General features: G+C 70.8%; 20 protein-coding genes. 9 read left to right on the top strand and 11 right to left on the bottom strand.

Annotation, left to right across the window (positions count from 1 at the left end):
- Positions 1-38: 38 nt before the first annotated feature.
- On the bottom strand, positions 39-650 hold the full coding sequence (locus OO69_RS11060; protein WP_033280348.1) for a TetR/AcrR family transcriptional regulator: 612 nt from the start codon (positions 648-650) through the stop codon (positions 39-41).
- A gap of 152 nt (positions 651-802) precedes the next feature.
- On the opposite strand from OO69_RS11060, the gene OO69_RS11055 reads away from it, so the two are divergent.
- Positions 803-1,678 (top strand): LLM class flavin-dependent oxidoreductase, encoded by an 876-nt coding sequence (locus OO69_RS11055; protein WP_033280347.1) that lies wholly within the window; start codon positions 803-805, stop codon positions 1,676-1,678.
- A 14-nt stretch (positions 1,679-1,692) separates the two neighbouring features.
- On the opposite strand, the gene OO69_RS11050 is transcribed toward OO69_RS11055, so the two are convergent.
- Positions 1,693-2,088, bottom strand: a complete 396-nt coding sequence (locus OO69_RS11050; protein ID WP_033280346.1) for a YybH family protein — start codon at positions 2,086-2,088, stop codon at positions 1,693-1,695.
- A gap of 114 nt (positions 2,089-2,202) precedes the next feature.
- Here OO69_RS11050 and OO69_RS11045 point away from each other — a divergent pair, with 114 nt between their 5' ends.
- Complete coding sequence (locus OO69_RS11045; protein WP_033280345.1) at positions 2,203-2,883, top strand: nucleoside/nucleotide kinase family protein; 681 nt, start codon at positions 2,203-2,205, stop codon at positions 2,881-2,883.
- An 8-nt stretch (positions 2,884-2,891) separates the two neighbouring features.
- Here OO69_RS11045 and OO69_RS11040 read toward each other — a convergent pair whose 3' ends face one another.
- From OO69_RS11040 to OO69_RS11015, 6 genes are all read right to left on the bottom strand, one after another.
- A complete protein-coding gene (locus OO69_RS11040; RefSeq protein WP_033280344.1) occupies positions 2,892-4,730 on the bottom strand; it encodes a hypothetical protein in 1,839 nt (612 codons plus the stop codon).
- A gap of 53 nt (positions 4,731-4,783) precedes the next feature.
- Positions 4,784-6,502 carry a hypothetical protein gene (locus OO69_RS11035; RefSeq protein WP_033280343.1) on the bottom strand — a complete coding sequence of 573 codons (1,719 nt, stop codon included), beginning with the start codon at positions 6,500-6,502 and terminating at the stop codon, positions 4,784-4,786.
- A 2-nt stretch (positions 6,503-6,504) separates the two neighbouring features.
- Positions 6,505-7,407 (bottom strand): carbohydrate ABC transporter permease, encoded by a 903-nt coding sequence (locus OO69_RS11030; RefSeq protein ID WP_033280342.1) that lies wholly within the window; start codon positions 7,405-7,407, stop codon positions 6,505-6,507.
- Positions 7,404-8,318 carry a carbohydrate ABC transporter permease gene (locus tag OO69_RS11025; RefSeq protein WP_033280341.1) on the bottom strand — a complete coding sequence of 305 codons (915 nt, stop codon included), beginning with the start codon at positions 8,316-8,318 and terminating at the stop codon, positions 7,404-7,406. Before OO69_RS11025 ends, OO69_RS11030 begins: the two co-directional genes overlap by 4 nt.
- A gap of 122 nt (positions 8,319-8,440) precedes the next feature.
- Positions 8,441-9,763, bottom strand: a complete 1,323-nt coding sequence (locus OO69_RS11020) for an ABC transporter substrate-binding protein (protein WP_033280340.1) — start codon at positions 9,761-9,763, stop codon at positions 8,441-8,443.
- Positions 9,764-10,040: 277 nt separating this feature from the next.
- Complete coding sequence (locus tag OO69_RS11015; protein ID WP_033280339.1) at positions 10,041-11,186, bottom strand: ROK family protein; 1,146 nt, start codon at positions 11,184-11,186, stop codon at positions 10,041-10,043.
- A gap of 284 nt (positions 11,187-11,470) precedes the next feature.
- On the opposite strand from OO69_RS11015, the gene OO69_RS11010 reads away from it, so the two are divergent.
- The 5 genes from OO69_RS11010 (at position 11,471) to OO69_RS10990 (ending at position 18,073) form a co-directional block, all read left to right on the top strand.
- Positions 11,471-12,370, top strand: coding sequence for an N-acetylglucosamine kinase (locus tag OO69_RS11010; protein ID WP_033280338.1), 900 nt, complete (start codon positions 11,471-11,473; stop codon positions 12,368-12,370).
- A gap of 220 nt (positions 12,371-12,590) precedes the next feature.
- Complete coding sequence (locus OO69_RS11005) at positions 12,591-14,519, top strand: phosphatase PAP2 family protein (protein WP_033280337.1); 1,929 nt, start codon at positions 12,591-12,593, stop codon at positions 14,517-14,519.
- A gap of 92 nt (positions 14,520-14,611) precedes the next feature.
- Positions 14,612-16,345: an ArnT family glycosyltransferase gene (locus OO69_RS11000; RefSeq protein ID WP_033280336.1), complete on the top strand. Its 1,734-nt coding sequence runs from the start codon at positions 14,612-14,614 to the stop codon at positions 16,343-16,345.
- A 67-nt stretch (positions 16,346-16,412) separates the two neighbouring features.
- Positions 16,413-17,333 (top strand): MurR/RpiR family transcriptional regulator, encoded by a 921-nt coding sequence (locus OO69_RS10995; protein WP_019064418.1) that lies wholly within the window; start codon positions 16,413-16,415, stop codon positions 17,331-17,333.
- 365 nt (positions 17,334-17,698) lie between these two features.
- Positions 17,699-18,073 (top strand): hypothetical protein, encoded by a 375-nt coding sequence (locus OO69_RS10990; RefSeq protein WP_033280335.1) that lies wholly within the window; start codon positions 17,699-17,701, stop codon positions 18,071-18,073.
- Positions 18,074-18,326: 253 nt separating this feature from the next.
- On the opposite strand, the gene OO69_RS10985 is transcribed toward OO69_RS10990, so the two are convergent.
- The 3 genes from OO69_RS10985 to OO69_RS10975 form a co-directional block, all read right to left on the bottom strand.
- Positions 18,327-18,986: a peptidoglycan-binding domain-containing protein gene (locus tag OO69_RS10985; RefSeq protein WP_033280334.1), complete on the bottom strand. Its 660-nt coding sequence runs from the start codon at positions 18,984-18,986 to the stop codon at positions 18,327-18,329.
- A 76-nt stretch (positions 18,987-19,062) separates the two neighbouring features.
- Positions 19,063-19,902 (bottom strand): hypothetical protein, encoded by an 840-nt coding sequence (locus tag OO69_RS10980; RefSeq protein ID WP_033280552.1) that lies wholly within the window; start codon positions 19,900-19,902, stop codon positions 19,063-19,065.
- A gap of 80 nt (positions 19,903-19,982) precedes the next feature.
- Positions 19,983-21,098, bottom strand: a complete 1,116-nt coding sequence (locus OO69_RS10975; protein WP_033280333.1) for a substrate-binding domain-containing protein — start codon at positions 21,096-21,098, stop codon at positions 19,983-19,985.
- 178 nt (positions 21,099-21,276) lie between these two features.
- Here OO69_RS10975 and OO69_RS10970 point away from each other — a divergent pair, with 178 nt between their 5' ends.
- Together OO69_RS10970 and OO69_RS10965 are read left to right on the top strand one after the other, a co-directional pair.
- Positions 21,277-21,948, top strand: coding sequence for a TetR family transcriptional regulator (locus OO69_RS10970; RefSeq protein WP_078652379.1), 672 nt, complete (start codon positions 21,277-21,279; stop codon positions 21,946-21,948).
- Between the two features lie 150 nt (positions 21,949-22,098).
- Positions 22,099-22,512 (top strand): Zn-ribbon domain-containing OB-fold protein, encoded by a 414-nt coding sequence (locus OO69_RS10965; protein ID WP_033280331.1) that lies wholly within the window; start codon positions 22,099-22,101, stop codon positions 22,510-22,512.
- Positions 22,513-22,549: the final 37 nt, after the last annotated feature.

Genomic DNA, 22,549 nt, shown 5'->3' with positions numbered 1-22,549 from the left:
CCCCGGCCACCCGTTCATGAACGAGAGCGGCGACTCCGTCAGTTCGGCAGACGCAGGCCCGCGATGAGGACGTCGACGAGGCGGAGCGCGTCGTAGCGCTCGTCGCCCTCCGCGCCGACACAGAGGTTGCCGACGCCGCGCATGATCTCGTAGGAAGTCAGGTCCGACCGGACCTCACCGGCGGCGACCGCCGCATCGAACAGCTCGGCACACACCGGCAGCAGACGGTCCAGGAAGTAGCCGTGCAGCGCCTCGAAACCGGCGGTGTCGGACCGCAGCACCGCGGCGAGCCCGTGCTTGGTGACCAGAAAGTCGACGAAGAGATTGATCCACTCCCGAAGCGCGGCGTACGGCGTGGCACTGCTCGCCAGCAGCGCCGGACCGGCTTCCGCGCAGGCCTCGACCTGGTACCGGTAGACGGCGATGACGAGATCCGCCCGGGTCGGGAAGTGCCGGTAGATCGTGCCGAGTCCGACGCCGGCCTCGCGCGCGATGTCACGCACGGGAGCGTCGACCCCGGACGCGACGAAGACCTTGGCGGCGGCGTCGAGGAGGGTCTCCTTGTTGCGCCGGGCGTCGGCCCGCTTGGACTGGCCGTCCGCCTTCCCGGGCCGGGTCGCGCGTCCCGCGTCCGCACTGTTCTCAGTCACCGCGCAACTCCTCCACCTTCGCGACTTGCCAAACCGGAACCTTGTTCCGTATCGTTTCCGGAACAAGGTTCCGCTTGCCCATGATGCCAGAGCAGAGGCCGGACGACCAAGCCACGCCTGCCATCGCACCTTGTCGAGGAACGGACGCCACCATGCCCCACACCCCCCGCCCCAGCTTCGGAATCATGACCGCCCCCATGCAGGTCGGCTACGACGACCTCCTCCGTGTCTGGCGGGAGGCCGACACCGTCCCGGAGATCGAGCACGCCTGGCTGTTCGACCACCTCATGCCGATCGGCGGCGACCCGGACGGCCCGGCCTTCGAGGGCTGGACCATGCTCTCGGCCCTCGCCGCGCAGACCCGGCGCCTGCGGCTCGGCGTGATGGTGACGAGCAATCGCATCAGGCCGCCCGCGATGCTGGCGAAGATCGCCACGACCGTCGACATCGTCTCCGGCGGACGGCTGGACTTCGGCATCGGCGTCGGCTCCCGCCCCGACCATCCTCTGGCCAGGCGGGAGTACGAGGCGCACGGCCTCCCCTTCCACGACTCCGCGCACGCCGTGGCGAGCCTCGCCGAGGCCTGCACGGTGATCCGGCGGCTGTGGACCGAGGAGAAACCGTTCGACTTCCACGGCGCCCACCACGACCTCACCGGCGCGTTCGGCAACCCCAAGCCCGTCCAGCACCCCCACCCGCCGATCCTCATCGGCGGACGCGCGGCCGCGACCCTGCGTGTGGTCGCCGAGCACGCCGACCTGTGGAACATCCCCGGCGGCGACATCGAGGACGCCGTCGACCGCAGCGCACTCCTCGACCGCTACTGCGCCGAGATCGGCCGCGACCCCGCCACGATCACCCGCTCCATCCACCTCGCCGTCTCCTACGACCGCCCCGAGGCCACCCGGGCCGCGATCCGCGAGGCACTCGACGCGGGCTTCCCGCACATCGTGCTCGGACTCCCCGCGCCCTACCCCGCCGACGTCGCGCACTGGGTCGCCGACGAGCTGATCGCCAAGGCGACCTGAACGCCCTTGCCCCATCAGTCGTGCGGGAACGAGTGGTGCTCATGCGCGACCAGCCACCGGCCCCGCTCCTTGCGCAGGCCGAAGGTGAGCCGCAGGCGCAGCGTGGGGTGTTCGGCGAACTCCTCGGGGGTGCCGCACCGGAGCAGGGCATGGGCGTAGGCGACGTCCGTGCCGGCCGTGATGTCGAGGGAGTCGATGTCGAAGCGGGCGCCCTGGGCCTGCCAGTCGAAGAACGGTGGCCAAGTGGCGCGGTAGGCGGCCAAGCCGTGGATACCGGCGTGGGGCGGCGGGACGTCGTACATGACGAGGTCCTCGGTGTGGTCCGCCATGACGCGGTCAAGGTCGCCGCGGTGGACGGCCTCGGCCCAGCCGGTGATGAGGGTGCGGATCTGTGTCGCGTCGTCGGTCATGGACGGCTCCTGTTCCTGTCCCCCACTCCATGGTCTCTCCACCGGGTCGACTCCCCGATCTTCCGCACATCATCGCCCCGGCCGGGCAACCGAGACGGATGGCACACTCTCCGTGTGCCGCTGACTTTCGACGATCTCCTCACCCGTGCCACCGCTCTCGCCATCCCGGGGCGACGTGCCGTCCTCGGGATCACCGGCAGCCCCGGCGCGGGCAAGACGACCCTCGCCGAGCACCTGGTGCGGACTCTGAACGGGAGCGGCGCGGAACCCTGGGTCGCGCACGTCCCCATGGACGGCTTCCACCTCGCCGACGTCGAACTGGACCGCCTCGGCCGCCGCGCCCGCAAGGGCGCGCCCGACACCTTCGACGCGGCCGGTTACGCGGCACTCCTGCGGAGGCTCCACGAGGAGACCGACGAAGTGGTGTACGCGCCGGGCTTCGAGCGCGTGCTGGAGCAGCCGATCGCCGGCGCGATCCCGGTGCTGCCCACCGCCCGGCTGGTGGTGACAGAGGGGAACTACCTTCTGCTGGAGGCGGGTTCATGGGCGCGGGTACGGCCCTGCCTGGACGAGGTGTGGTTCTGCGAGGCCGACGAGGACGAGCGTGTCCGCCGACTCGTCGCCCGGCACGAGGAGTTCGGCAAGGACCACGACACGGCGGTGGCCTGGGTGTCGGGCAGCGATCAGCGCAACGCCGACCTGGTGGCGACGACCCGGGACCGGGCCGACCTGGTCGTGCCGGTCGGTGCACTGCCCGCGCCGGAGCGGAACTCGGCGGCGCAGGCAGGCAGTTGAGGGCGCCCTCAGGCTCGCAGGGTGAGCTCGGGCTCGGCGTCGGCATCGCCCGCAGGGTCGCCGATCACCGCGGTGAAGGCCTCCGTGCGGACGGTCAGGGTCAGGCCGTCCTCGCCGGTCTCGAAGGCGGGCGTGAACTCCCCTGCCCCGGGCCCGTACCGCACGGCGAACACGTGCAGGTTCTCCGGCGCGCCCGGCGCCGGGTCGGCCTCCAGCGCTGTCGAGCTGACCAGGTGAAGCCAGCCCTCGTCGGGGTTGCCGTAGCCGCGCGGGTCGGCGGCGAGGGCGAACGCCGCCTCCTGCTGGGTGAGTTCGGAGCGGGCGTCGAAGTGGTCGGCGCCCAGGCCGGTCGGGTGCGTGAGGCGCAGGGCGCCCGCGGAGGTGACATCGCCCTCCGCCGTCCTGCGCACCCGGTCTCCGTCGTCCGCCGCGTAGGGCAGCCCGGCCAGCAAGTACGGTGCTCCGTCGAGGCGTTCGAGGGCCACCGTCATCCAGAGCCGCGTGCCGTCGGTGACGTACAGGGAGCGGATGTGCCGCAGGACGTGGTCGCGGCCGACGACCGGCTTGGTGACCAACTTGGCGGTCAGGCCGTCGACTTGGACGTCACGGACCCGCACCTCGCCCATCGGGCGGCACAGCAGGAAGCCGTCGAGCACGGGGCCGAAGCCGTGCTGCCGGTTCACGGCCGCGGGCAGGTAGTAGGTGCCGTCCGCCTCGACGAGTGACGGGGTCATCTCGCTGTCGAAGGCCACCGAGACGATTCCCGACCGGAGTTGGTGCCGGGCGGCGGTCGTGGACGGTGTGCGGTGCCAGCGCGTGCTGTCCTGGATCTGCCAGACCAGCATCCACGCGAAGTGCCCGTCCACTCCCCCGTCCGGCTTGACCGCGTGCCGACCCCAGCGGGTGTCTCCCCGGTAGCGGCCGATGTCGGAGCCGATGCGGCTGCCGAAGTAGCGCAGGCCAAGGACCGATTCGAAGCCGGAGTGCTGTTCGCTGTAGCGCGGGCCGCCGTTGTCGAAGCCGCCGCCGGTGAGGCGGGCGTCGATGTAGCGGGCCAGCGCCTCCCCGTCCTCGGCGAAGACGTCCTCGCCGCTCTCGATGTGGGCCTTGGCGAGGAACGACAGGGAGATCGGGCCGTAGTTGTTGTCGTACGCGCCGCCGTGCTCGGGCGGGAGGAGGGCGCCACGGTCACTCACGCGGTGGGCGCGGATCTCGTCGCCGTACACACGGAGGGCACGCGCGCGGACCAACTCGCCTTCTTCCGGAGGGAGATGGCGGGCCAGCATCAGGCCGCCGACGACACAGCCGATGGCCTGGTTGCCGGCCTCCTGCGGGTTGAAGAAGGTCGCCTCGGTGAGCCAGCGCCAGTAGCCGTGCGCCAACTCGACCAGGGCGGTGCGCTGTTCGTCGTCGACGAGGCCGTCCGTCGCGTCGAGGAGGTTGACCGCCTGGAGCAGCGCCCACGCCGTGCTCGGCCAGTCGCCGATGGGGTGCGCGCCCGCTTCCAGGACGTAACGGGCGTACGGGAGACCGGAGTTGCGGACCCGGAGGTTCGGGTAGCCGGGGTTGTCCTCGGTGTAGACGCGCTCGCGGAGGTGGAAGGCGAGGCTGCGCCGTACGGCCTCCGGCAGTCGCGGGTCCTTGCCTCGCTGCCAGGCGAAGGCCAGCAGGGACGTCATGCCGAGCGAGGTGTCCCCGATGTCGTCGTAGCAGTCGGGGTGTTCGAGGTTGCCCTCCGGCGTGATGCGGCGCAGGGCCTGCTCGACGACGTCGGCGAGGACCGCGTCGTAGGCCTCCGGGGTGTCGGGGAGGTCGTGCAACGGGCCGCGCTGGTGAGGGAGTTGCATCGCGGTGGATCAGCCCTTCATGCCTGAGGTGGCCATGGCGTGGGTCGTCGGAGTCAGCGGGCGGGTGCGGGGCGGACGGCGCGCAGTGCGACGCGCAGTGTCTGGGGGCCGTTTCCACCGAGGTAGACGCGGTTCCCGGTCGTCGCGTCGGTGCCGCCGGCCACGGTGTAGTCCTGTCCCGGGTCGTACCGTAGTACGTCGCTCCGGTCGGGTCCGGCGAGGGGTTCGCCCGCCTCGACGGTGGCCTCGACGCGGATCTCGTCGTCGCCGACGCGGTAGGTCAGCGGGCCGGTCGTCAGGCACCAGCGGCCGTCGTCGAGCGGTTCGGCGCCTTCGGCAACTCCCCCTGGACGGAAGGTCAGTTCGAGGGCCCAGGGCACCCGTGGGCCGCTGATGTCAATGCGCAGGTCGGCGCCGTCCTCGCGCAGTTCCACGTCGATGCGGGTCGTCCGGGAGACCTCGTCCTGGGGCCGGTCCGGGAAGGCCATCGCGGCGGAGAAGCGTCCCTCGTCCGCCAGGTAGTACGCGCCGTCGGGCTGTCGTAGGTCCGGCGGGAGCGGTTGGTAGTAGGCGGCCGAGAGGGTTTCGGTGAGCCGGTACCGGTTGTCGGCGAGCTGCTCCATGTGGGCGGCGCGGAACGGGCCCAGGTCGAAGAATCCCTGCGCGAGGCGGACGGCGTCGAGGACGGCGTCGCCGGCGAACAGGCGCAGGAAGGTGGGGTTGCAGGCGAGGCCCGAGCGGATGCGCCGGAACGCTGGCACGTCCGAGCCGCCGTAAAGGACGCTGTGCGCGGTGGTGGAGGTGCGGGACGCGAGGCGTGCCGTGGTGAAGTACCGGTCGCGGGAAAGGAGTTCCGGCGTCGGGCTCGGCAGCTCGCGGCAGAGGTCGGGGGTGAGGATGGACTCTGCTAGGAGGTCCGGGTCGTCGATGCCGCCGGCTGCCGCCCGGTGCGCCGCTCGGCTGAGGTCGCCGCGGCCGGTGCGGATCGCGAGGAGCCGGTAGTGCGCCAGGTAGGGCGCCAGCGGGAACGGGTGGTTCTGGTCCTGCCGTCGCGAGTGGACGGTCTCCACCGTGCCGTCCGGCCGGATGAGGTCAAGGCTCGCGGTGAGGTTGCGTTCGACGGCGTCCCGCAGGTCGGGGCGGTCGAGGACGTCGGCCAGGAGCAGGAGCGAGGGGTTGGACACGTGGGACGCGTAGACGGCACTGCGCTCCGAGTACAGACCCTCCGCGTCGATGTCGACGCCCTCGGCGAGCCACTCCTCGACGCGGGCGAGCAGCCGGTCGTCAGGGAACGAGCGGTGCAGCCGGGCCAGCGCCGAACTCAGTTCCCAGCGGTGGTTCGGGGTGTGCACCCCGCCGGTCAGGAGACCGGGGGTGGCGGCGCCCGCGATGCCGGCGAGCGCGGCCGTGACCTCGCTCAGTTCCGGACCCGCGCCCGCGGCGAGGACGTGCGCGTCGCACACGTCGTTCACCGTGAACGCGGAGTCCGGCGGTGACTGCACGTTGTCGCCGCCGGCGAAGAGGCCGGTGCCGGTCTGCGTGGCCCGCAGGGCGCGGAGGTGGGTCGTCGCGGCGGCGACGGCCTGCCCGCTGCCGTGCAGCGCCGAGTCCGGGGAACGGTAGGCCGCGATCAGGGTCTTGACCCGGCGCGCCAGACCACGGTGCGCCACACCGGCGGGTTCCTCGTCGGGGCCGGCCGCCAGCGGGGCGGCCGACCGGTCGGCGGCGCGGGCCGCCGCGCGGACGAACTCGTGGTCGAGCGGGGTGTGCAAGGTCAGTCCTTCAGTCCGGCGTTGATGTCGGCGCTCATGACGTAGCGCTGGAACACCAGGAAGATGATGATCAGCGGGATCATGGAGATGACCGAACCGCCCAGCAGCACCGACCAGTTGATGTTCTGCGCGCCGACGAGGCTCTGGATGCCGATCTGCACGGTGAACTTGTTCGGGTCGTTCAGCATCAGCAGCGGCCAGATGTAGTCGTTCCAGCGCCACTGGAAGGACAGGATCGCCAGCGTCAGCATGATGGGCCGGGAGATCGGCACCATGATCCGCAGGAAGATCGACAGCTCACGGGCGCCGTCGATGCGCGCGGCCTCGACGAGTTCGTCGGGGACCGTCAGGAAGAACTGGCGGAACATGAAGCAGCCGGTCGCGGTGAGCACGGCCGGGAGGATGATGCCGGCGAACGAGTTGTAGAGGCCGAGGTCGCGGACCACCAGGAACTCGGGGGCGAGCATGACCTCGGACGGCAGCATCGTGGTGGCCAGGATGCAGAGGAAGAAGAACTTCAGCCACCGGTTGTTGTACTTGGCCAGCGCGTACCCGGTGCAGCAGCTGACCCCCACCGTGAGGATCGTCGTGATCACGCACACGAGGGCCGTGTTGATGAAGTACTGGGAGAAGTTGGCGCTCTCCCACGCCGCCTTGTAACCCGAGACGGTGGGGTTGTGCGGAAGCACCGTCAGCGGGAGGGAGAAGAGGTCGCCCGCCGGCTTGAAGGAGCTGAGGACGAACCACGCGACCGGCAGCCCGTAGAGGGCCGCCAGGATCCACAGCAGTGTCGTCGCGGGTACCGCGCTGCGAAGGCCGCCGTCGCGCCCGTTGCGCCGCCGCCTCTTGGAGAGGGTCCGGGCGGAACCGGTGTCGACCGGACGCGGCGTGTCTGTGGTTGTCATCGGTTCTCCACCCGCCGGTTGACGATCAGCTGGATGATCGCGACGGCCATCAGGATGAGCATGAGCACGAAGGACGCGGCGCTCGCGTAGCCGATCTGGCCCCGGTTGAAGCCGGTCTCGTAGATGTACTGGACGAGCAGGTTGTTCGACGTGCCCGGTCCACCGTTGTTCAGGGAGACGAACAGCGGATATTCCTTCATCGCGTTGATCGTGTTGAGCAGGATCACGATGAACGAGGTGGGCGCGATGCTCGGCAGCGTGATACTCCTGAACTGGCGCCAGGGGCCGGCTCCGTCGAGCGAGGCCGCCTCGTAGTACGACACCGGCACGTTCTTGATCGCCGCGATGAACAGCAGCATCGAGAAGGCCGTTCCCCACCAGGCACCGGCCATCACCACGACGCCCAGCGACAGGTCCGCGTTCGACTGCCACGCGATCGCGTGCCCGCCGAGCTTCTCGATGACGTAGTTGATCAGTCCGAAGTTCTCACCGAACAGCCACCGCCACAGGACACCCACGACGATGGGCGAGATGAGCCACGGGATGAAGAAGACGACACGCGCGACCGACGCGCCCTTGGCCTGCTTGCTCACCACGAGGTTGGCGATGAACAGCGAGAGCACGAAGTTCAGCGGCACGACGAGCACGGCGTACAGCAGCGTCCGGAACAGCGCGTCGTAGAAGGTGGAGTCCCCGAACAGGTTCTGGTAGTTGTCCAGTCCGATGAACTGGAACGCCCCCACACCGGTGTAGTTCGTGAACGAGTAGACGAGCCCGATCACCGCCGGCCACACGAAGAACAGCGCGAAGAGCACGACATTGGCCGCGATGAGGACGAGCGGCGCGAGTGTGTAGGAGCTACGTCGTTTCCTGGGCGGCCTCACGGACACGTCCGCGGCGCTATTTGTCATCTTCCTGACTTCCGTGCTGGTGGAATGGATCGCTGTGGGCTCACGTCATGAGCCCGGCATCACGGGGCGACCAAGGCGGGCGGCGGTGTCTGGATCCCGCCGCCCGGCCCTGTGGCCCACGATCAGCCGCCGACCGCCGTGTTGTAGCCGTCCACGATGTTCTGCAGGGCCTTGTCGGCCGACTGCTGGCCGTTGATCGCCTTGCCGAGCTCCGTCTTGGTCGGGTCGGTGGTGAGGCTCTTGCCCTTCAGCACCCAGTTCGTCTGCGCGCTGTTGAAGTAGCCCGAGATCGGCGCGTAGAGCGGGATCTCCTCGTTGTAGAGCTTGAACGCCGCCTGCGCCGCCGCGGACTTGAAGGGGTACTTCGGAGTCAGACCGCTCTCGACCGGGAGGAACCCGGAGCTCTCGACCAGCTCGGTGTAGTTCTTCGGCTCGTACACCCAGGACATGAACTTCGTCGCGGCGGTGGCCGCGGCGCCGTTGTTGTTGAAGCCGACCATCATGCCGCCGCTGTTGACGTCGCTGGCCTGCACCGGCTGGGCGGGGGTCGGGACGCTCGCCCACTCGAACTTCTTGATGCTGTCCGCGAAGGCGGGCACCTGCCACACACCGGACCAGTAGGCGACGACGTCACCGCTCTGGAACATGGCCGACGGGTCGGCGCCGCTGGTCCACACCGACTTCGGCATGACCTTGTCGTCGTTCAGGCCGACGAAGTACTCCACGGCCTTCTTGGTCGCGGCGTCCGCCGAGAACTTGCCGGAGGAGTCCGCGTGGACGTACTTGCCGCCCATCTCGTACACCATGGCGCGCAGCCGGGACGGCGACTGGTCGAAGGTCAGGGAGTACTTGGCGCCGGTCTTCTCGCGGACCTTGTTGGCCGCCGCGATGAACTCGTCCCAGGTCCAGGTCTTCGCGGGCGAGGCGGGAACGGCGACGCCGGCCTTCTCGAACAGCGACTTGTTGATGAACAGGCCGGACGCGGTGACGTCCGACGGAATGGCCAGCACCTTCCCGGACGAGTCCTTCGCCAGGAAGTTGGAGTTGATGTTGTAGCTCTTGTTGTTGGCGATGGACTTGAGGTCGACCAGCTTGCTCGACCAGATCGGGTCCAGCGCGGGCACGTCCGCCACGTCGGGCAGCGAGTTCGCCTGCGCGGCGTTGTGCAGCTTCGTCGGGTACCCGTCGTAGGGGATGTTGACGAGCTTGACGTTGACGCCGGTTTCCTTCTTGTACTGCGCGACCAGCTTCTTCCAGCCCGCGTCCTGCCCCGGAACCGTGGAGATCCAGAACGTCAGCGACTTCGCGTTACCGCCCGAGCCGGACCCCGACCCGCAGGCCGAGAGCAGCAGGGCACCTGACACAGCGACGGCAGCGAGGGGAACCAGGCGGCGCATGCCGCCGCGGCCGAGTCGGCTGGAGCGCCGCACACCCACAGTGGTCATCTTCGATCCCTTTTTCGTCGTAGGAGACGGAGCACGGCGCCGACCTATGCGGCACGGGTGCATTTTGCAGGAAAGGTCACTTTCCGGGGGCACGGCCTCGCCCGGCCGCGTCATCCACACGGGGCGAGATCCCCGGCCGTCCTGGCCGTCACCGCACTGGCACGCCCTCGTGCGGTTGCCGTACGTCGTGTACGGGCTGGGAAGCTCACCCCAAGTCGGCGTCCCGGCCGACTTAGAAAGCGCTTGTCCGGACATTGGCAGACCAAGTCGGAGGCCGTCAATCCTTCGCCCCCGCACCATCGGTCACGGTTTGGACTCCTCTGGCGACCGCGAGCCGGGCGGCGCCCACCACGGTGCCGAGATCACCGACCGTGCTGCTGACCACCTCGGTGGGCCAGCTCAGCCGCCCCAGCTCGGTCCGCACACCGGGCAGGAGCTGCGGGTCCGTGCCCGTGCTGCCCCCGAGGACGATCAGCCCCGGGTCCAGTACGGCGGCCACGGCGGCGGCCAGTCTGCCCACGTCGGCGGCGTGCCGGCCGACCAGGGCGCTCGCCGTGTCGTGTCCCTGCCGGGCGAGGGCGAAGAGCTGGTCCGCGCTGCCGGGGCACGGCTCCCCGGTGTCCGGCCAGGCGGCCGCCGCCCGGCGCAGCAGCGAGCGGGCGCCCACGTACTCCTCCAGGGCCTCACGGCGCGGCTGCACGGCGTCGTCCCAGGGGTACGGCAGCCGGGCGAGCTCACCGGCCGCGCCGTTCGCGCCGCGCAGCACATGGCCGCCGACGACGATGCCGAGGCCGATACCGACGCCGATCCGCAGATAGCCGAAGGTGGTACGGCCCCGGGCGGCGCCCTCGTGCAGTTCGGCGAGGGCGGCGCAGTTGACGTTGTTCTCCAGGTGGACCGGCACGCCCGGCGGCAGGGCGACCGTCATCGCGTCGAACACCGGGCCCGCCTTGGCGGTCGCGGGACGCATGCCCGCGCCCGCCCGGTCCCGCGCGGCGACGTCACCGACGGCGACGACGACCGTGCGCAGCGGAGTGCCTGCGGGCAGCGCGCCGAGGGCCTCGCGCACGGCGTCGGCGGCGTCCTCCCGGGAGCCGGTCGCCTCGGCCAGCAGGGTGCCGTCGAGGGCGCAGCCGCGCACCCGGGTGAGGGCGGGGCCGAGGTCGACGGCTAGTACGGCGCCGGCGGCCGGGCCGAGGCGGTAGACGGCGGCGTTGCGTCCGGTGCCGCCGGAGGCGGTGCCGGAGTGGGCGGCGAGCCCGACGTTCTCCAGCTCCACGACGGCGGAGGACACCGTCGGCTTGGAGAGGCGGGCCAGGCCGGCGAGCTGCGGCCGGGTCGCGCTGCCGGCTCTCGCCAGCACCTCGAACACCGCGCTCGCGCTCTCGGTCAGCCGGGCCGCCCGCGCCACGACGTGTTCCACACTTCCCCCAGTTCACAGGCCGCTTTCCCGGTAGGTGTCCGTGGGATGCGGCGATGGGATGTCCTGACGTCACGCGGGCCCGGACAGCAGTCCCTGTGACCGAGTTCGCGATGAGTCTTGACGCACTGTACTTCGTTAGTTAACTTCCTAACGAACGTCACGGTACTCGCCTGCCGTGGTCCGTCAGAAGCCCGTCCCGGGGCTTCCCTAGTGCTTGAACTGCCGTTCCCCCGGACACGGTTCGCCCAGCCGTCGCAGCACTGCGCAACGACGAAAGAGGTTCCGTGCAGGACTTCACGCCCCTCGTGGTCGGCATCGACGTGGGTGGCACCAAGACACATCTGCGCGCGTGCGCGGGCCCGGATGTCGTCGCCGACCACATCCGTGCGAGCAGCGGCTGGCGGCCGCACGACCCCGCGACCGCCGCCGACTGGCTGACCGCGCTCGTCCATGACGCCCTGCCCGCACCCGCGCGACCGTCCGCGGTCGCGGTGGGCGGGCACGCCTGTGAGACACCCCGCCAGTGCGCCGAGATCCGTGCCGCGCTGGAGGAACGTCTCAAGGTGCCCGTACTGGTCGTCGGCGACGCCGAACTGCTCGTCCCCGCCGCCGGGTTGGACAAGGGCGTCGGCCTGGTCGCCGGCACCGGATCCGTCGCGGTGGGCCTGCTCGCCGACGGCGGCCGGCTCCAAGTGGGCGGCTGGGGAGCGGTGTTGGGTGACGAGGGCGGAGCCGCCGGCCTCGTCCGCGAGGCGGCCCGCGCCGCCTGGGCCGCGCACGACCGCGGCGAGGCCCCGGACGAACTCGCCCTGGGACTCGTCGAGGCGTTCGGCGTGGCCGAAGTGCCCGGACTCGGCGCCGCGTTGGAAAGCGCTTCCGACGTCTCCGCCGACTGGGGACGCCACGCCCGTGTCGTCTTCACCGCGGCCGACGCGGGCTCGCTCCTCGCGCGCGAGGTGATAGCGGAGGCAGGCCGGTCCCTCTCCGCGCTCGTCGTACGGCTCGCCGAACGCGGCGTCCCCGTCGACGACGTGGTGGTCTCGGGCGGCACCGTCCTCGCCCAGCCCCGCCTGTACGACGCCCTCACCGCGGCACTCGCCGAGCAGGTGCCGGGGGCGCGGCCGTGGCCCATCCAGGTGCCGCCCGTCGAGGGCGCCGTGGCACTGGCCCGATCGATCCTGTGAACCGCACGGCCCCCGTTCACCCGGGGGTCATGTCGTGGACGCCGAACCCCCTCCGACGGGACACGGCCCACCGTAAACCTTCGCACGTACGCACCAGTTGACGTATGCGCTTTCCCACGTCGTACGGTGCACCCCGAACCACAGCCGATCGCACGACCCCCTCCCTGGTCGCACGACCTCGCCGGCCCCATAGGCCGTAGAACTCAAGAGAGGCACACCCATGCCGTCACCCGCCGGGCAGCGCACGAACGCCGTTCGACCCGCCGTGAACAGACGTGGTTTCCTCAAGACCTCGCTCGGCGCCTCGGCCGCCGTGGTCGCCGCGCCCACGCTGGTCAGCTGGCTGGCCACCGCGGACGCCAAGGCCGCCACGGCTCCGCTCGCGTTCGTCGACGACTACAAGACGAACGTCATCGCGAACCTGACGCCCGAGACCAACGCCGTGGTCCGGATCCTCGGTGGCATGGCCCGGATATGGAAGACCGGCGCCGCCTGGAACACGGGCACGCCGCTGCGCCCCGAGATCCTGCGCGCCAACATGCGGTACTGCGTCGACCTCACCGCCCACCGCACCGAGGCCCAGGCGAAGGAGGCGTTCCTCTACGACCGCCAGCACCAGAGCTACGCGATGATCGCGGGCCTGGGTCCGCTGGCCGATCTCTACAAGTCCGGTGCCCTGGCGGTCACTTCGATCACCAGCGCCCCCGACGGCACGCCCGCCACCACGATCAACGACGCCGTCCCGGCCGACGCGCCCGCCGGTGCCGCACTCGGCGCCGGCTCGCACGACTCCGCGCTCGGCAAGGTCGCCGAACTGGTCGACACCCTGCGCGGCAACTACGCGTCGGGCAACCCGGGCAAGTACGCCTACCAGTACCCGCGTCCGTGGCGCATGAACGAGAAGAGCGAGGTCGTCGACACGGGCAAGGTCGACGCGCTCGGCTTCCCGGTCTACGACTCCAAGGTGATCGTTGCGCCCCAACTCCTGCGCCAGCGCAGCACGTCACCGGTCGACGACGGCGGTTTCCCCAGCGGTCACACCAACGCCTTCCACCTGGCGGGCCTCGCCTACGCGTACGCCGTACCGGAGCGCTTCCAGGAACTGGTCACCCGCACCCTGGAGTTGAGCCACACCCGGATCATGGCCGGCATGCACTCCACGGTCGACGTGATGGGCGGCCGCATCATGGCCACCGCGCTGGCCGCCGCCACGCTCGCCGACCCGGCCAACGCCGAACTCAAGGCGGCCGCACGCGCGCAGGCCCTCGCCTACTTCGAGGCGAAGACCGGCACGACGGCGGACACCCTCTACGCGTACGCCCACTCGGCGACCACCGCGACCGACCCGTACGCGGACCGGACCGCCAACTCCCGTCTGGTGGAGCCCAAGTTCACCTACGTGCTGACCCGCAGCGGCCGTGACAAGCCGCTGACCGTGCCCAAGGGCGCGGAGGTCCTGCTGGAGACCCGGCTGCCGTACCTCTCCGCGGCCCAGCGACGCGAGGTGCTGCGGACCACCGCGCTGCCGTCCGGATACGTCCTGCTCGACGGCCTTGAGCAGTGGGGCCGCCTCAACCTCTTCGCGGCGGCGGACGGTTACGGCTCCTTCGAGTCCGACGTCGTCGTCGCCCTCGACGCGGCGGCCGGCGGCTTCGGCGCGGCCGACGCCTGGCGCAACGACATCGACGGCTGCGGCGGCCTGACCAAGCAGGGCACCGGCACGCTCACCCTGACCGGGCACAACGCGTACACCGGCGGGACCGTGCTCAAGTCCGGTGCGCTGGTGGCCGGTTCGGCGCACGCGCTGGGCCACGGTGACGTGAGCGTGCTCGGCGGTGCGCTGCGGGTCTCCGAGTCCGTGCAGATCCACGGCAACCTCACCCAACAGTCCGCCACCCTGGAGGTCACGCTCCGCTCGGGCCACCAGCCCGCCGTCGAGGTCACCCGGCGCGCGACCCTCGGCAGGGGCAGCGCGCTGTCCCTCCAGTTCGACGCCGAGCACCCGCCGGTCGCGGGCTCCACGGTGCGGGTCCTGAGCGCGTCCTCGCTGCGCGGCCAGTTCGACACCATCAAGGTGAACTCGGACAAGCTGCGGGCCGTACCGGTGTATACGGCGGAAGGTCTGTCGGTACGACTCCTGAAGCGGTGACGCCCCTGGTGGCGGGAGCGGTGCGACAGTAGGGCCATGAAACGGCCCCGGCCCGCTCCCGCCACCGCGCGGCCGGCCTCACCGCAGGGCGGATGATGGCGCGCGAACAGCACTCGGTCCTCGACCCCGACACCCTCGACGACGGCGGTGGCGGAGACGCGCCGCCGCGCGCCGAGGGCTCCCGGTCGGCACGCCTCTACGCCGGGCTGCGGCGCCGTAAGCGGTGGCTGTTGCCCGTCCTCGTGGTGGTGCTCCTCGCGCAGATGGCCGCCGTGATGATCACGACCGCCGTGCAGCAGACACCGACCATCGACGAGCCGGTGTACGTGGCCACGGCCACCGTCTATCTGCGCGAGCACAGCCTCGACTACAACCCCGAGCACCCGCCCCTCGGGAAGCTGGTGATCGCCGCCGGAATCGCGATCGCCGACCCCCACTTCGACGCCAACTACCAGAGCGATCAAGGCGCGTTGGGCCGTCACCTGCTCTACGAGTCGGGCAACGACCCCTGGCGGCTGATGTTCTGGGCCCGCTTGCCGGTGATCGTGCTGACCCTGCTCTTCGGGCTGGTCGTGTTCGCCTTCGCCCGTGAACTCGTGGGCCCGGCACGGGGGTTGGTGGCGCTCGCCCTGTACGCGTTCTCGCCCGATGTCATCGCGCACGGTTCGCTGGCGACGCTCGACGTGCCGGAGGCCGGCTTTCTGCTGACATCGGTGTGGCTGCTGTGGCGGGCCCGACGACGCCCGAAGCTGTATCTGCCGCTCGCGGGCGCCGCGCTCGGGGCCGCCGTGGCCACGAAGATGAGCGCCCTGCCCGCCGTCCCCGTCCTCATGCTGCTCGCCGTCGCGTCGGTGTGGTCCGCCCGCCGCCCGGCCGAACGCACGGCCCGGCTACGGGTGTTGGCGCTCGGAGCCGCGGGCGCGGCGGTGGTGGCAGTGGTGGCGCTCGCCGTCGTATGGGCGTCGTATCTCGTCGTCGATCCGCAGCTGCGGTTCACATCGACGGAGCCGGTGCCCGTCATCGGTGGGCTTCGCGGGCAGTTGGTGCCGCTGCTGCCGTTCCCGCAGGCGTTCCGGGACGGGATGCTCATCCAGTTCGGCATGGAGGACTACCCGTGGCAGGGCTTCCTGTTCGGGCACCTCTACACCGGGTCGCACTGGTACTACCTGCCGGTGGCGCTGATGGTGAAGACCCCGCTCGGCATGATCGCGCTGTGGGCGGCGGGTGCCGTCGCGCTCGTGGCGGTACGGCGGTTGCGGCCCGCGGCGCCGTATCTGCTGATCCCGACCGCCGTGCTGCTGGCCACGGCGATGGACGGCTCGCGGGACTTCGGCACGCGGTACGCGATCTTCGTGCCGATGTTCCTGGCGGTCGCGGCGGCCTGTGTGCCGGCGCTGCGGTCGTGGTGGCGGTGGGCTCCGCTGTCCGCGGGGGTGCTGGTGGCGTTCGTCGCGGTGAGTTCGCTGCGGACGTTTCCCTACTATCTGCCGTACTCCAACGAGGCGTTCGGCGGTCCGTCCAAGACCTATCTGCGGCTGCACGACTCCAACGTGGACTGGGGCCAGGACCTCGGCCGCCTCGCCGACCGGCTCCACGAGCGGTACGCGGGCGAGCGGGTCTGGCTCGTCTACAAGGGCAGTGGTGTGCCGTCGTACTACGGCATCGAGTCATCCGATCCGCGCAAGGTAGGGGTGCGCGACGTGCACGGGCTGCTGGTCGTCTCGGACACCGCGATCGACAAAGCCCGGGGAAAACTGGCCGAGTTGATCGACAGCAGTCGTCCGATCGATCAAGTCGGTCATTCGATCACGATCTACCGGCGATGATCACCCTCTGGTCACAACGCTCTGTGAGCTATGTTGAGTGGCTGTGGGAGACAAAGGAGGCGCACCGGTGCCATCGCCGCAGCAGGCACGCGCCCAGGCATCCGTGATCACCTCGGGAAAAACCGACCCGGAAGTCGGCGCGGCACCGACGTCCCAACTCAGGGAACTCTTCGACGGGCCACGGCTGTCACCGGGCCAACGGCGCATCGCCCAGTACCTGATCGAGCACATCACCGAGGCGGCGTTCCTCTCCATCACCGACCTCGCGGAACGCGTCGGCGTCAGCCAGCCCTCGGTGACCCGGTTCGCCGCGGCGGTCGGCTTCAGCGGTTACCCGGCGCTACGGGAGCGGCTGCAGGCGATCGCCCTGCGCACCCTCGCGGGCGGCCCGGCGGCCGAGGAGAACCGGAGCAACGAACTGCAGGCCGCGGTCGACGCCGAGATCGCCAACCTGGAGAACCTGCGCCGGGACTTCGCCGACCCCGACCGGCTGATCGAGGTCGGCCGCGAACTCTCGGCGTCCACCCCGCTGACCGTCCTCGGCCTGCGCATCTCCGTCTCGCTCGCCGAGTACTTCGCGTACGCGGCGCGCCGCATCCACCCCGATGTGCGGCTGGTGACCCGCGGCGGCAGCGTGGCCTACGACGCGATCCTGCAGTCCCGGGAGGCGGGCGGCACCTGGCTGCTCGCGTTCGACATGCCCCGGCACGCGCACGAGACGCTCACGACGCTCCGGGTGGCGCGCAGCGCCGGGCTCAAGGTGGCCCTCGTGACCGATCTGGCGCTCGGTGCGCTGGCCGACGAGGCCGACGTCACCTTCGCCACCGGCACCGGCTCCCGCCTGGTCTTCGACTCGTACGCGGCCCCCGGGGTGATGGCCTCCGCCCTGCTCCAGGCCATGACGGACGCCGATCCGGAGCGGACCCAGGCCCGCCTGGAGGACTACGAGCAGATCGCCGAGCAGCACCAGTTCTTCATGCGGGACTGACCCGCCACTCCCCCCTCATAGGTATGCACACCGGGACGATTACGCCCTTTTCGCGCATGAATGTTTTCATACGCCTTGCAAAGCGGACGGCATATATAAATACTGCTCACGGATCGCACCCGCCCCGAGAAAGCCCGGTCCGCCCATGCGCACCTCCGCTCGACCCGCCGCGCCGGCGACACCCGCTTCCCGGGGCCCTCTCACGAGCACGCCCTGCCGCCGTCTCCTACCCGCGTCGGCGCCGGGCGTGTTCGGTAGGGCATCGCCTCCGCGAGCGCCCAAGGCGGCCTCGGTCATCCCCTGGGCCGGGGCCGCCTCATACCGTCGACCCACCCCCGCGACGCCGCACACCGGGAAGCGATGACATGCAACTGACCACCACGCGCATCAGCCAGGACTGGCCCTGTCAGGTCAAGACGCCCGGCAGCTACGACTGGGAGCGCTCCGCGGCCAAGTGGCTGCGCGAGCTGGTGCCGGCCCGCTACGCCAGCTACCCCACGTTCATCCGCCACCCCGTGCTGCTCGCCCGCCACGCGCAGATCCAGGTCCAGCACGAGATCCGGGTGGCCCGCACCGCCCTGCAGACCGCGCGCGCCGACCTGCCCGGCATTGGCCTGCCCGAGTCGGTCATCGAGCACACCATCAAGCTGTACGCCGCCGAGGTCCTCCAACTCCAGCACATCGCGCGCAGCGTGCGGGCCGTGACCGAGGCGCTGGTCGGGCACAGCACCGGACGCTGACCGCAGCGCCGACCGGGGTCAGTCGTCGTCGCGGTGCCGCCAGTACCAGAACGCGCCCACGACGAGGGCGAGCAGCAGGACTCCGGGCAGGATCAGACCAGGGACGCGGGAGCCGCTCATCGGCGTGGCCTTCGGTTCGCAGCGGGCACGACACCGCCGACCTGCGGCGCCGCGCTGTCCATGATGAGGCCCTACGGCCCCATCAGCACCGAACTTTCCGCAGGCTGTGCCCCGCGTCCGGAACCCCGTTCGCCTACTGCCCGTTGTCGAGCGTCGTGCGGGACTCCAGGTCCTTGCGGGTGTCGTCGCCGTACACGCCGTTCTCGTCGCCCCGGATGCCGTACCAGAGCTGGAAGCGGGCGACCGCGGCCGTGAGCGTCGCGTCGTACTGGCCGCTGGTCGAGCCGTTCTCGTAGACGTTGGGGATGCGCAGGAGGCGCTGTTCCAGCTCCTTGACCTCGGGGCCGCTGTCGCCCTCGCGGAGGGTTCCGGCGCCGTCCGGGTCGGCGGTCGCTGCGGTGGTCGCCGTAGCAGACGCCACCGGAGTGGGTGTGCTGACCGGCTGGGCCGTACTGGCCTCCCCCTTGCCCGGCAGCAGCAGGGCGCAGGCGAAGCCGACCAGTGCCGCGGCGCTCACGCCGACCACGATCGCGGCCCGGCGCAGACCTGGTCCGAAGGGACCCGCAGTCGTCGGCAGCGGGTGCAACTCGCTGGGTACGGGCGGGAGTTCCTGTGTCTCGGCCTCGGAGCCGAAGAACGGCCGGGGCACCGGCACCGACTCGAAGACGGAGGAGTCCCGGCGGGGCTCCCGCATCAGCTCCGCGAGGTTGTCGGAGCGGCGGCGGCGCAGGACCCGGGCGGGTTCCAGGACCGGGCCGCCGGGCGACGATCCCGGTTCGGGCGGTGTAGACACACTGCTCTCCTTCCGTTCCGCGCGCACGGATGTCCGCCATCCCCCTGGAGAGATACGCGCGCACGGCCGCCGGAGTTCAGCTCGGCCTCACCGCTCGCGCGAACCGGTGCAGGGAGGCCTTCAGCGCGGCGACGAAGGCGTCCCGCCGGGTGTCGTCGAGCGCGTCCAGGGAGAGGTACGGGTTCAGGTCCTCCAGCTCGACCAGGAGCAGCTCGCCGTCCGGGGCGCGGCAGGCGTCGACGCGCTGGATGCCGTGGTCGATGCCGTTCCAGTCGACGAACCGCTGCGCGAACTCCAGGTCCGCGGGGGCGGGTTCGTAGGGTTCGAGCTGCCAGCGCTTCTCGGTGTCGGGGGCGTAGAGGGCGTACTGGAAGTCGTGGTCGACGAAGTAGAAGGACACCTCGTACGAGAAGTCGACGCACGGCTGGATGAGGACGCTCCCGTCGGCCAGCGCGGGCAGGCGGTCGGCCGGGACGATCTCCAGCCCTATGGAGTCGGCGCCGAGTTTGGGCTTGACCACATAGCGGTCCGTGCGGGGCAGCCGGTCCAGGTCCTCGACGCGGTCGACGGTCGGGATGACCGGGAACCCGGCGGCGCTCAGGTCGAGGAGGTACTGCTTGCCCGCCATGTCCGCCCGGCCGGAGAGCTGGTTGTAGACCCGGGTCCCGGTGCGGAGCGCGCGCTCGCGGAACGCGTCGTACTCGGCCTGATATCCGAGGACCGGACCGCTGTTGCGGACGACGACCGCGTCGAAGCCGTCCATCAGCGCGGCGGCGTCCAGCGGATGACACAGCGCCAGGTCGAAGTCCTCGCGCAGCCGGGAGGTCAGGTCGATGTCCTCGTCGCAGTAGCGGCGCCCGCGCGCGGGGTACGTCAGGTCGGTGACGTACAGGATGCGGGGGCGGGCGAGGGGGATGGAGGGCATGCCGGTTCTCCTTGGTCGAGCGCGTTCACCGAGAGCGTTCGCGCGGAATGATCAAAACGGTCGGCCCGCGGTCAATGGGCGAGCGTTCCGGCTCCGCAGGACGAGCGGATCCTCAACTCGGGGAGGAGTTCGACGTGTTGACGCGGGGTCGGCCGGCATCCGGTCGCGCGCTCGGTGAGCCGTTGCAGAAGGAGTCTCGCGGCCGACTCCCCCACCGCTCGCTTCGGCGGGGCCACGGCGGTGAGCGGTACGTCGGCGAGCGGGGCGACCTCGTCGTCGTAGGCGATGAGTGCCAGGTCGTCCGGGACGCGGATGCCGCGGGCCTGGAGCCGGGGCACGAGCACGATCGCGTCCTCGTCGCTGTGCACGAGGGCGGCGGTGACTCCGCGCTCGCGGACGGCGTCGACCAGGTAGTCCACGCTCGACTCGTAGTCGCCGTGTTCGCGGACGGACGGGGCACCCCGGGCGTCGTCGAGACCGAGGGAGCGTACGGCCGACTCGTAGCCCGCGAGGATCCGCTCGGCGTGCGGGCCCTCCTGGAGTACGGCGGTGATCCTGCGGTGGCCGAGGGCGGCGAAGTGGCCGACGGCGACGGCGGCTCCGTGGGCGCGGTCGGTGCGCACCCGGTCCAGGGCGGCCGCGGGGTTGCCGGGCGGGGCGGAGCGTTCGACCAGGACGGTGGGCACGCCCCGGTCCAGAAGCCACTGTTCCTGGCCGCCGACGGGGACACCGCCCGACCAACTGGGCGCTACGAGCAGCCCCTCGGCGCCGCCCGCGACGAGGTGCGCGGCCTGGACTGCGTCCTCCGTGTCGACGTATCCGGAGACTCCGAGGACGAGTCGGCCGCCCTGTGCTCCCACGGCCTCGCGGGCGCCGCGCACTATGTCGGCGAAGAGCGAGGCGGTGGTCGGCACGATCATTCCGATCACGACGCCCTCGGCGGGCGCGGTGGACTCGGCGGACTTCTTCCGTGCCGCCCGCGTCCCGGCGGTGCTCCCGCCGCCCGGCCACACCACCGAGCCGTGCAGCCGGCGCACCCGCCCCTGGCCGGCCAGCGCTTCCACGTCACGCCTCAACGTGACGGCGGAGACGCCGAGTTCGGCCGCGAGCTCGGCGACCCGCAGGCTGCCGCGCTCACGGACGAGTTCGAGCACCCGCTCATGGCGCTGGTCGACGTGCGGTCGCATGGGTCCCCCTGAAGGTGAAACTGGTCGCGGTCACTCTATGCGGCGGATCGTATCGATCGTTTTGATCACATCGGTCGCTCCAGACCCGCAAGGGGACTCAGTTCCCCGCATGGAGCGCACTGAGTGCCATCCGTGTCGCCCTGGTGCTACGTTCCCGTCCATGAGCTCCAAGCCGCCCATGCGGGACGCCCTGGTGGCGGCCGCGTTCCAGTTGTTCCTGGAGCGGGGCTACGAACAGACCACCATCGACGACATCGTGGCGCTGGCCGGGGTCGGGCGGCGGTCGTTCTTCCGCTACTTCCCGTCCAAGGAGGACGTGGTCTTCCCCGACCACGAGCGCTGCCTGGCCGACATGACGGCCTTCCTCGCCTCCGGCGGCGACGAGCACGAACCCGTACGGCGGGTCTGCGACGCGGCCCGGCTCGTGCTGCGGATGTACAACGAGAACCCGACCTTCTCCGTGCAGCGTTACCGCCTCACCAAGAAGGTGCCGGGGCTGCGCGCGTACGAGCTGTCGGTGGTGTGGCGCTACGAGCGTGCCCTCGCCGACTATCTGCGCGGGCGCTTCGCCGGTCGGCGCGACGGCACCCTGCAGGCGGACGTGATCGCGGCCGCCGTGGTCGCGGCGCACAACAACGCCCTGCGTTCCTGGCTGCGTTCGGACGGGCAGCGCGACGCGGGTGCCGAGGTGGACCACGCCCTGGGCTATGTGCAGTCCGCCTTCGGACTCCCTCCGGAACTGCCCGTCGTGGAACAGCGTCCCGAGGACGTCGTGGTGGTCGTCTCCCGGCGCGGGGTCCCGCTGTGGCGTGTCGTCCAGGAGGTGGAGACCGCGCTCGGCCGTAGCTGAATCCGCGCAGTCAAGGGTACGCAGTGTCTTTACGCTTGGCACTCAGTGCCATACGCTGAGGTCGTGCACGGTGGCACGGCAAGCCGCGCACATGCGTGCCCGGCTCGGCCGCGCGCGCGGGATTCCGGCCGAGCGCAGGGAGTTGACAGCGTGTACCACCACTCAGGATTCGCGACCCGTCCGGCAGTCGGCTCCCCGGCGGGCCTCCTCGATCCGCCCACGGCGGACGGGGACACCATCCTCTTCCAGCGCTGCACCTGGTGCGGAACGGCCATGTACCACCGGCTGTTGTGCCCGGTCTGCCAGGGCGGCGACCTGCGCACGGAGCGCAGCGAGGGCACCGGCACGGTCCGCCACTCCACGGTCGTGCACCGCAACACCCCGGCCGCCCGCAATGTGTCGCTGATCGAGATGGCCGAGGGCTTCGTGGTGCGCGGCCGGGTCATAGGCCCGCCCATCGGCATCCACAGCGGCGACCGCGTCCGGCTGTCCACGGCCAAGGACCCGGTGCGCGGCGAGCCGGTCTTCCAGCTCCTCGACGAGCCGTACCGCGCCTGGCACTGACCTCACCCCGATCGGCGTCGGCCCACGGACCGCGACC

It is taken from the genome of Streptomyces sp. NRRL F-525, from assembly GCF_000716605.1.
Classification (GTDB): domain Bacteria; phylum Actinomycetota; class Actinomycetes; order Streptomycetales; family Streptomycetaceae; genus Streptomyces.
Note: the sequence above shows the minus strand (reverse complement) of the source record. Positions and strands in the feature narration are given on the sequence as shown.

Bases quoted from the DNA above. Each gene is read 5' to 3' on its own strand.
- OO69_RS11055 (WP_033280347.1), top strand. From the start codon at position 803: ATGCCCCACACCCCCCGCCCCAGCTTCGGAATCATGACCGCCCCCATG.
- OO69_RS11050 (WP_033280346.1), bottom strand. From the start codon at position 2,088: ATGACCGACGACGCGACACAGATCCGCACCCTCATCACCGGCTGGGCC.
- OO69_RS11040 (WP_033280344.1), bottom strand. From the start codon at position 4,730: ATGCAACTCCCTCACCAGCGCGGCCCGTTGCACGACCTCCCCGACACC.
- OO69_RS11030 (WP_033280342.1), bottom strand. From the start codon at position 7,407: ATGACAACCACAGACACGCCGCGTCCGGTCGACACCGGTTCCGCCCGG.
- OO69_RS11025 (WP_033280341.1), bottom strand. From the start codon at position 8,318: ATGACAAATAGCGCCGCGGACGTGTCCGTGAGGCCGCCCAGGAAACGA.
- OO69_RS11020 (WP_033280340.1), bottom strand. From the start codon at position 9,763: ATGACCACTGTGGGTGTGCGGCGCTCCAGCCGACTCGGCCGCGGCGGC.
- OO69_RS11005 (WP_033280337.1), top strand. From the start codon at position 12,591: ATGCCGTCACCCGCCGGGCAGCGCACGAACGCCGTTCGACCCGCCGTG.
- OO69_RS11000 (WP_033280336.1), top strand. From the start codon at position 14,612: ATGATGGCGCGCGAACAGCACTCGGTCCTCGACCCCGACACCCTCGAC.
- OO69_RS10990 (WP_033280335.1), top strand. From the start codon at position 17,699: ATGCAACTGACCACCACGCGCATCAGCCAGGACTGGCCCTGTCAGGTC.
- OO69_RS10975 (WP_033280333.1), bottom strand. From the start codon at position 21,098: ATGCGACCGCACGTCGACCAGCGCCATGAGCGGGTGCTCGAACTCGTC.
- OO69_RS10970 (WP_078652379.1), top strand. From the start codon at position 21,277: ATGCGGGACGCCCTGGTGGCGGCCGCGTTCCAGTTGTTCCTGGAGCGG.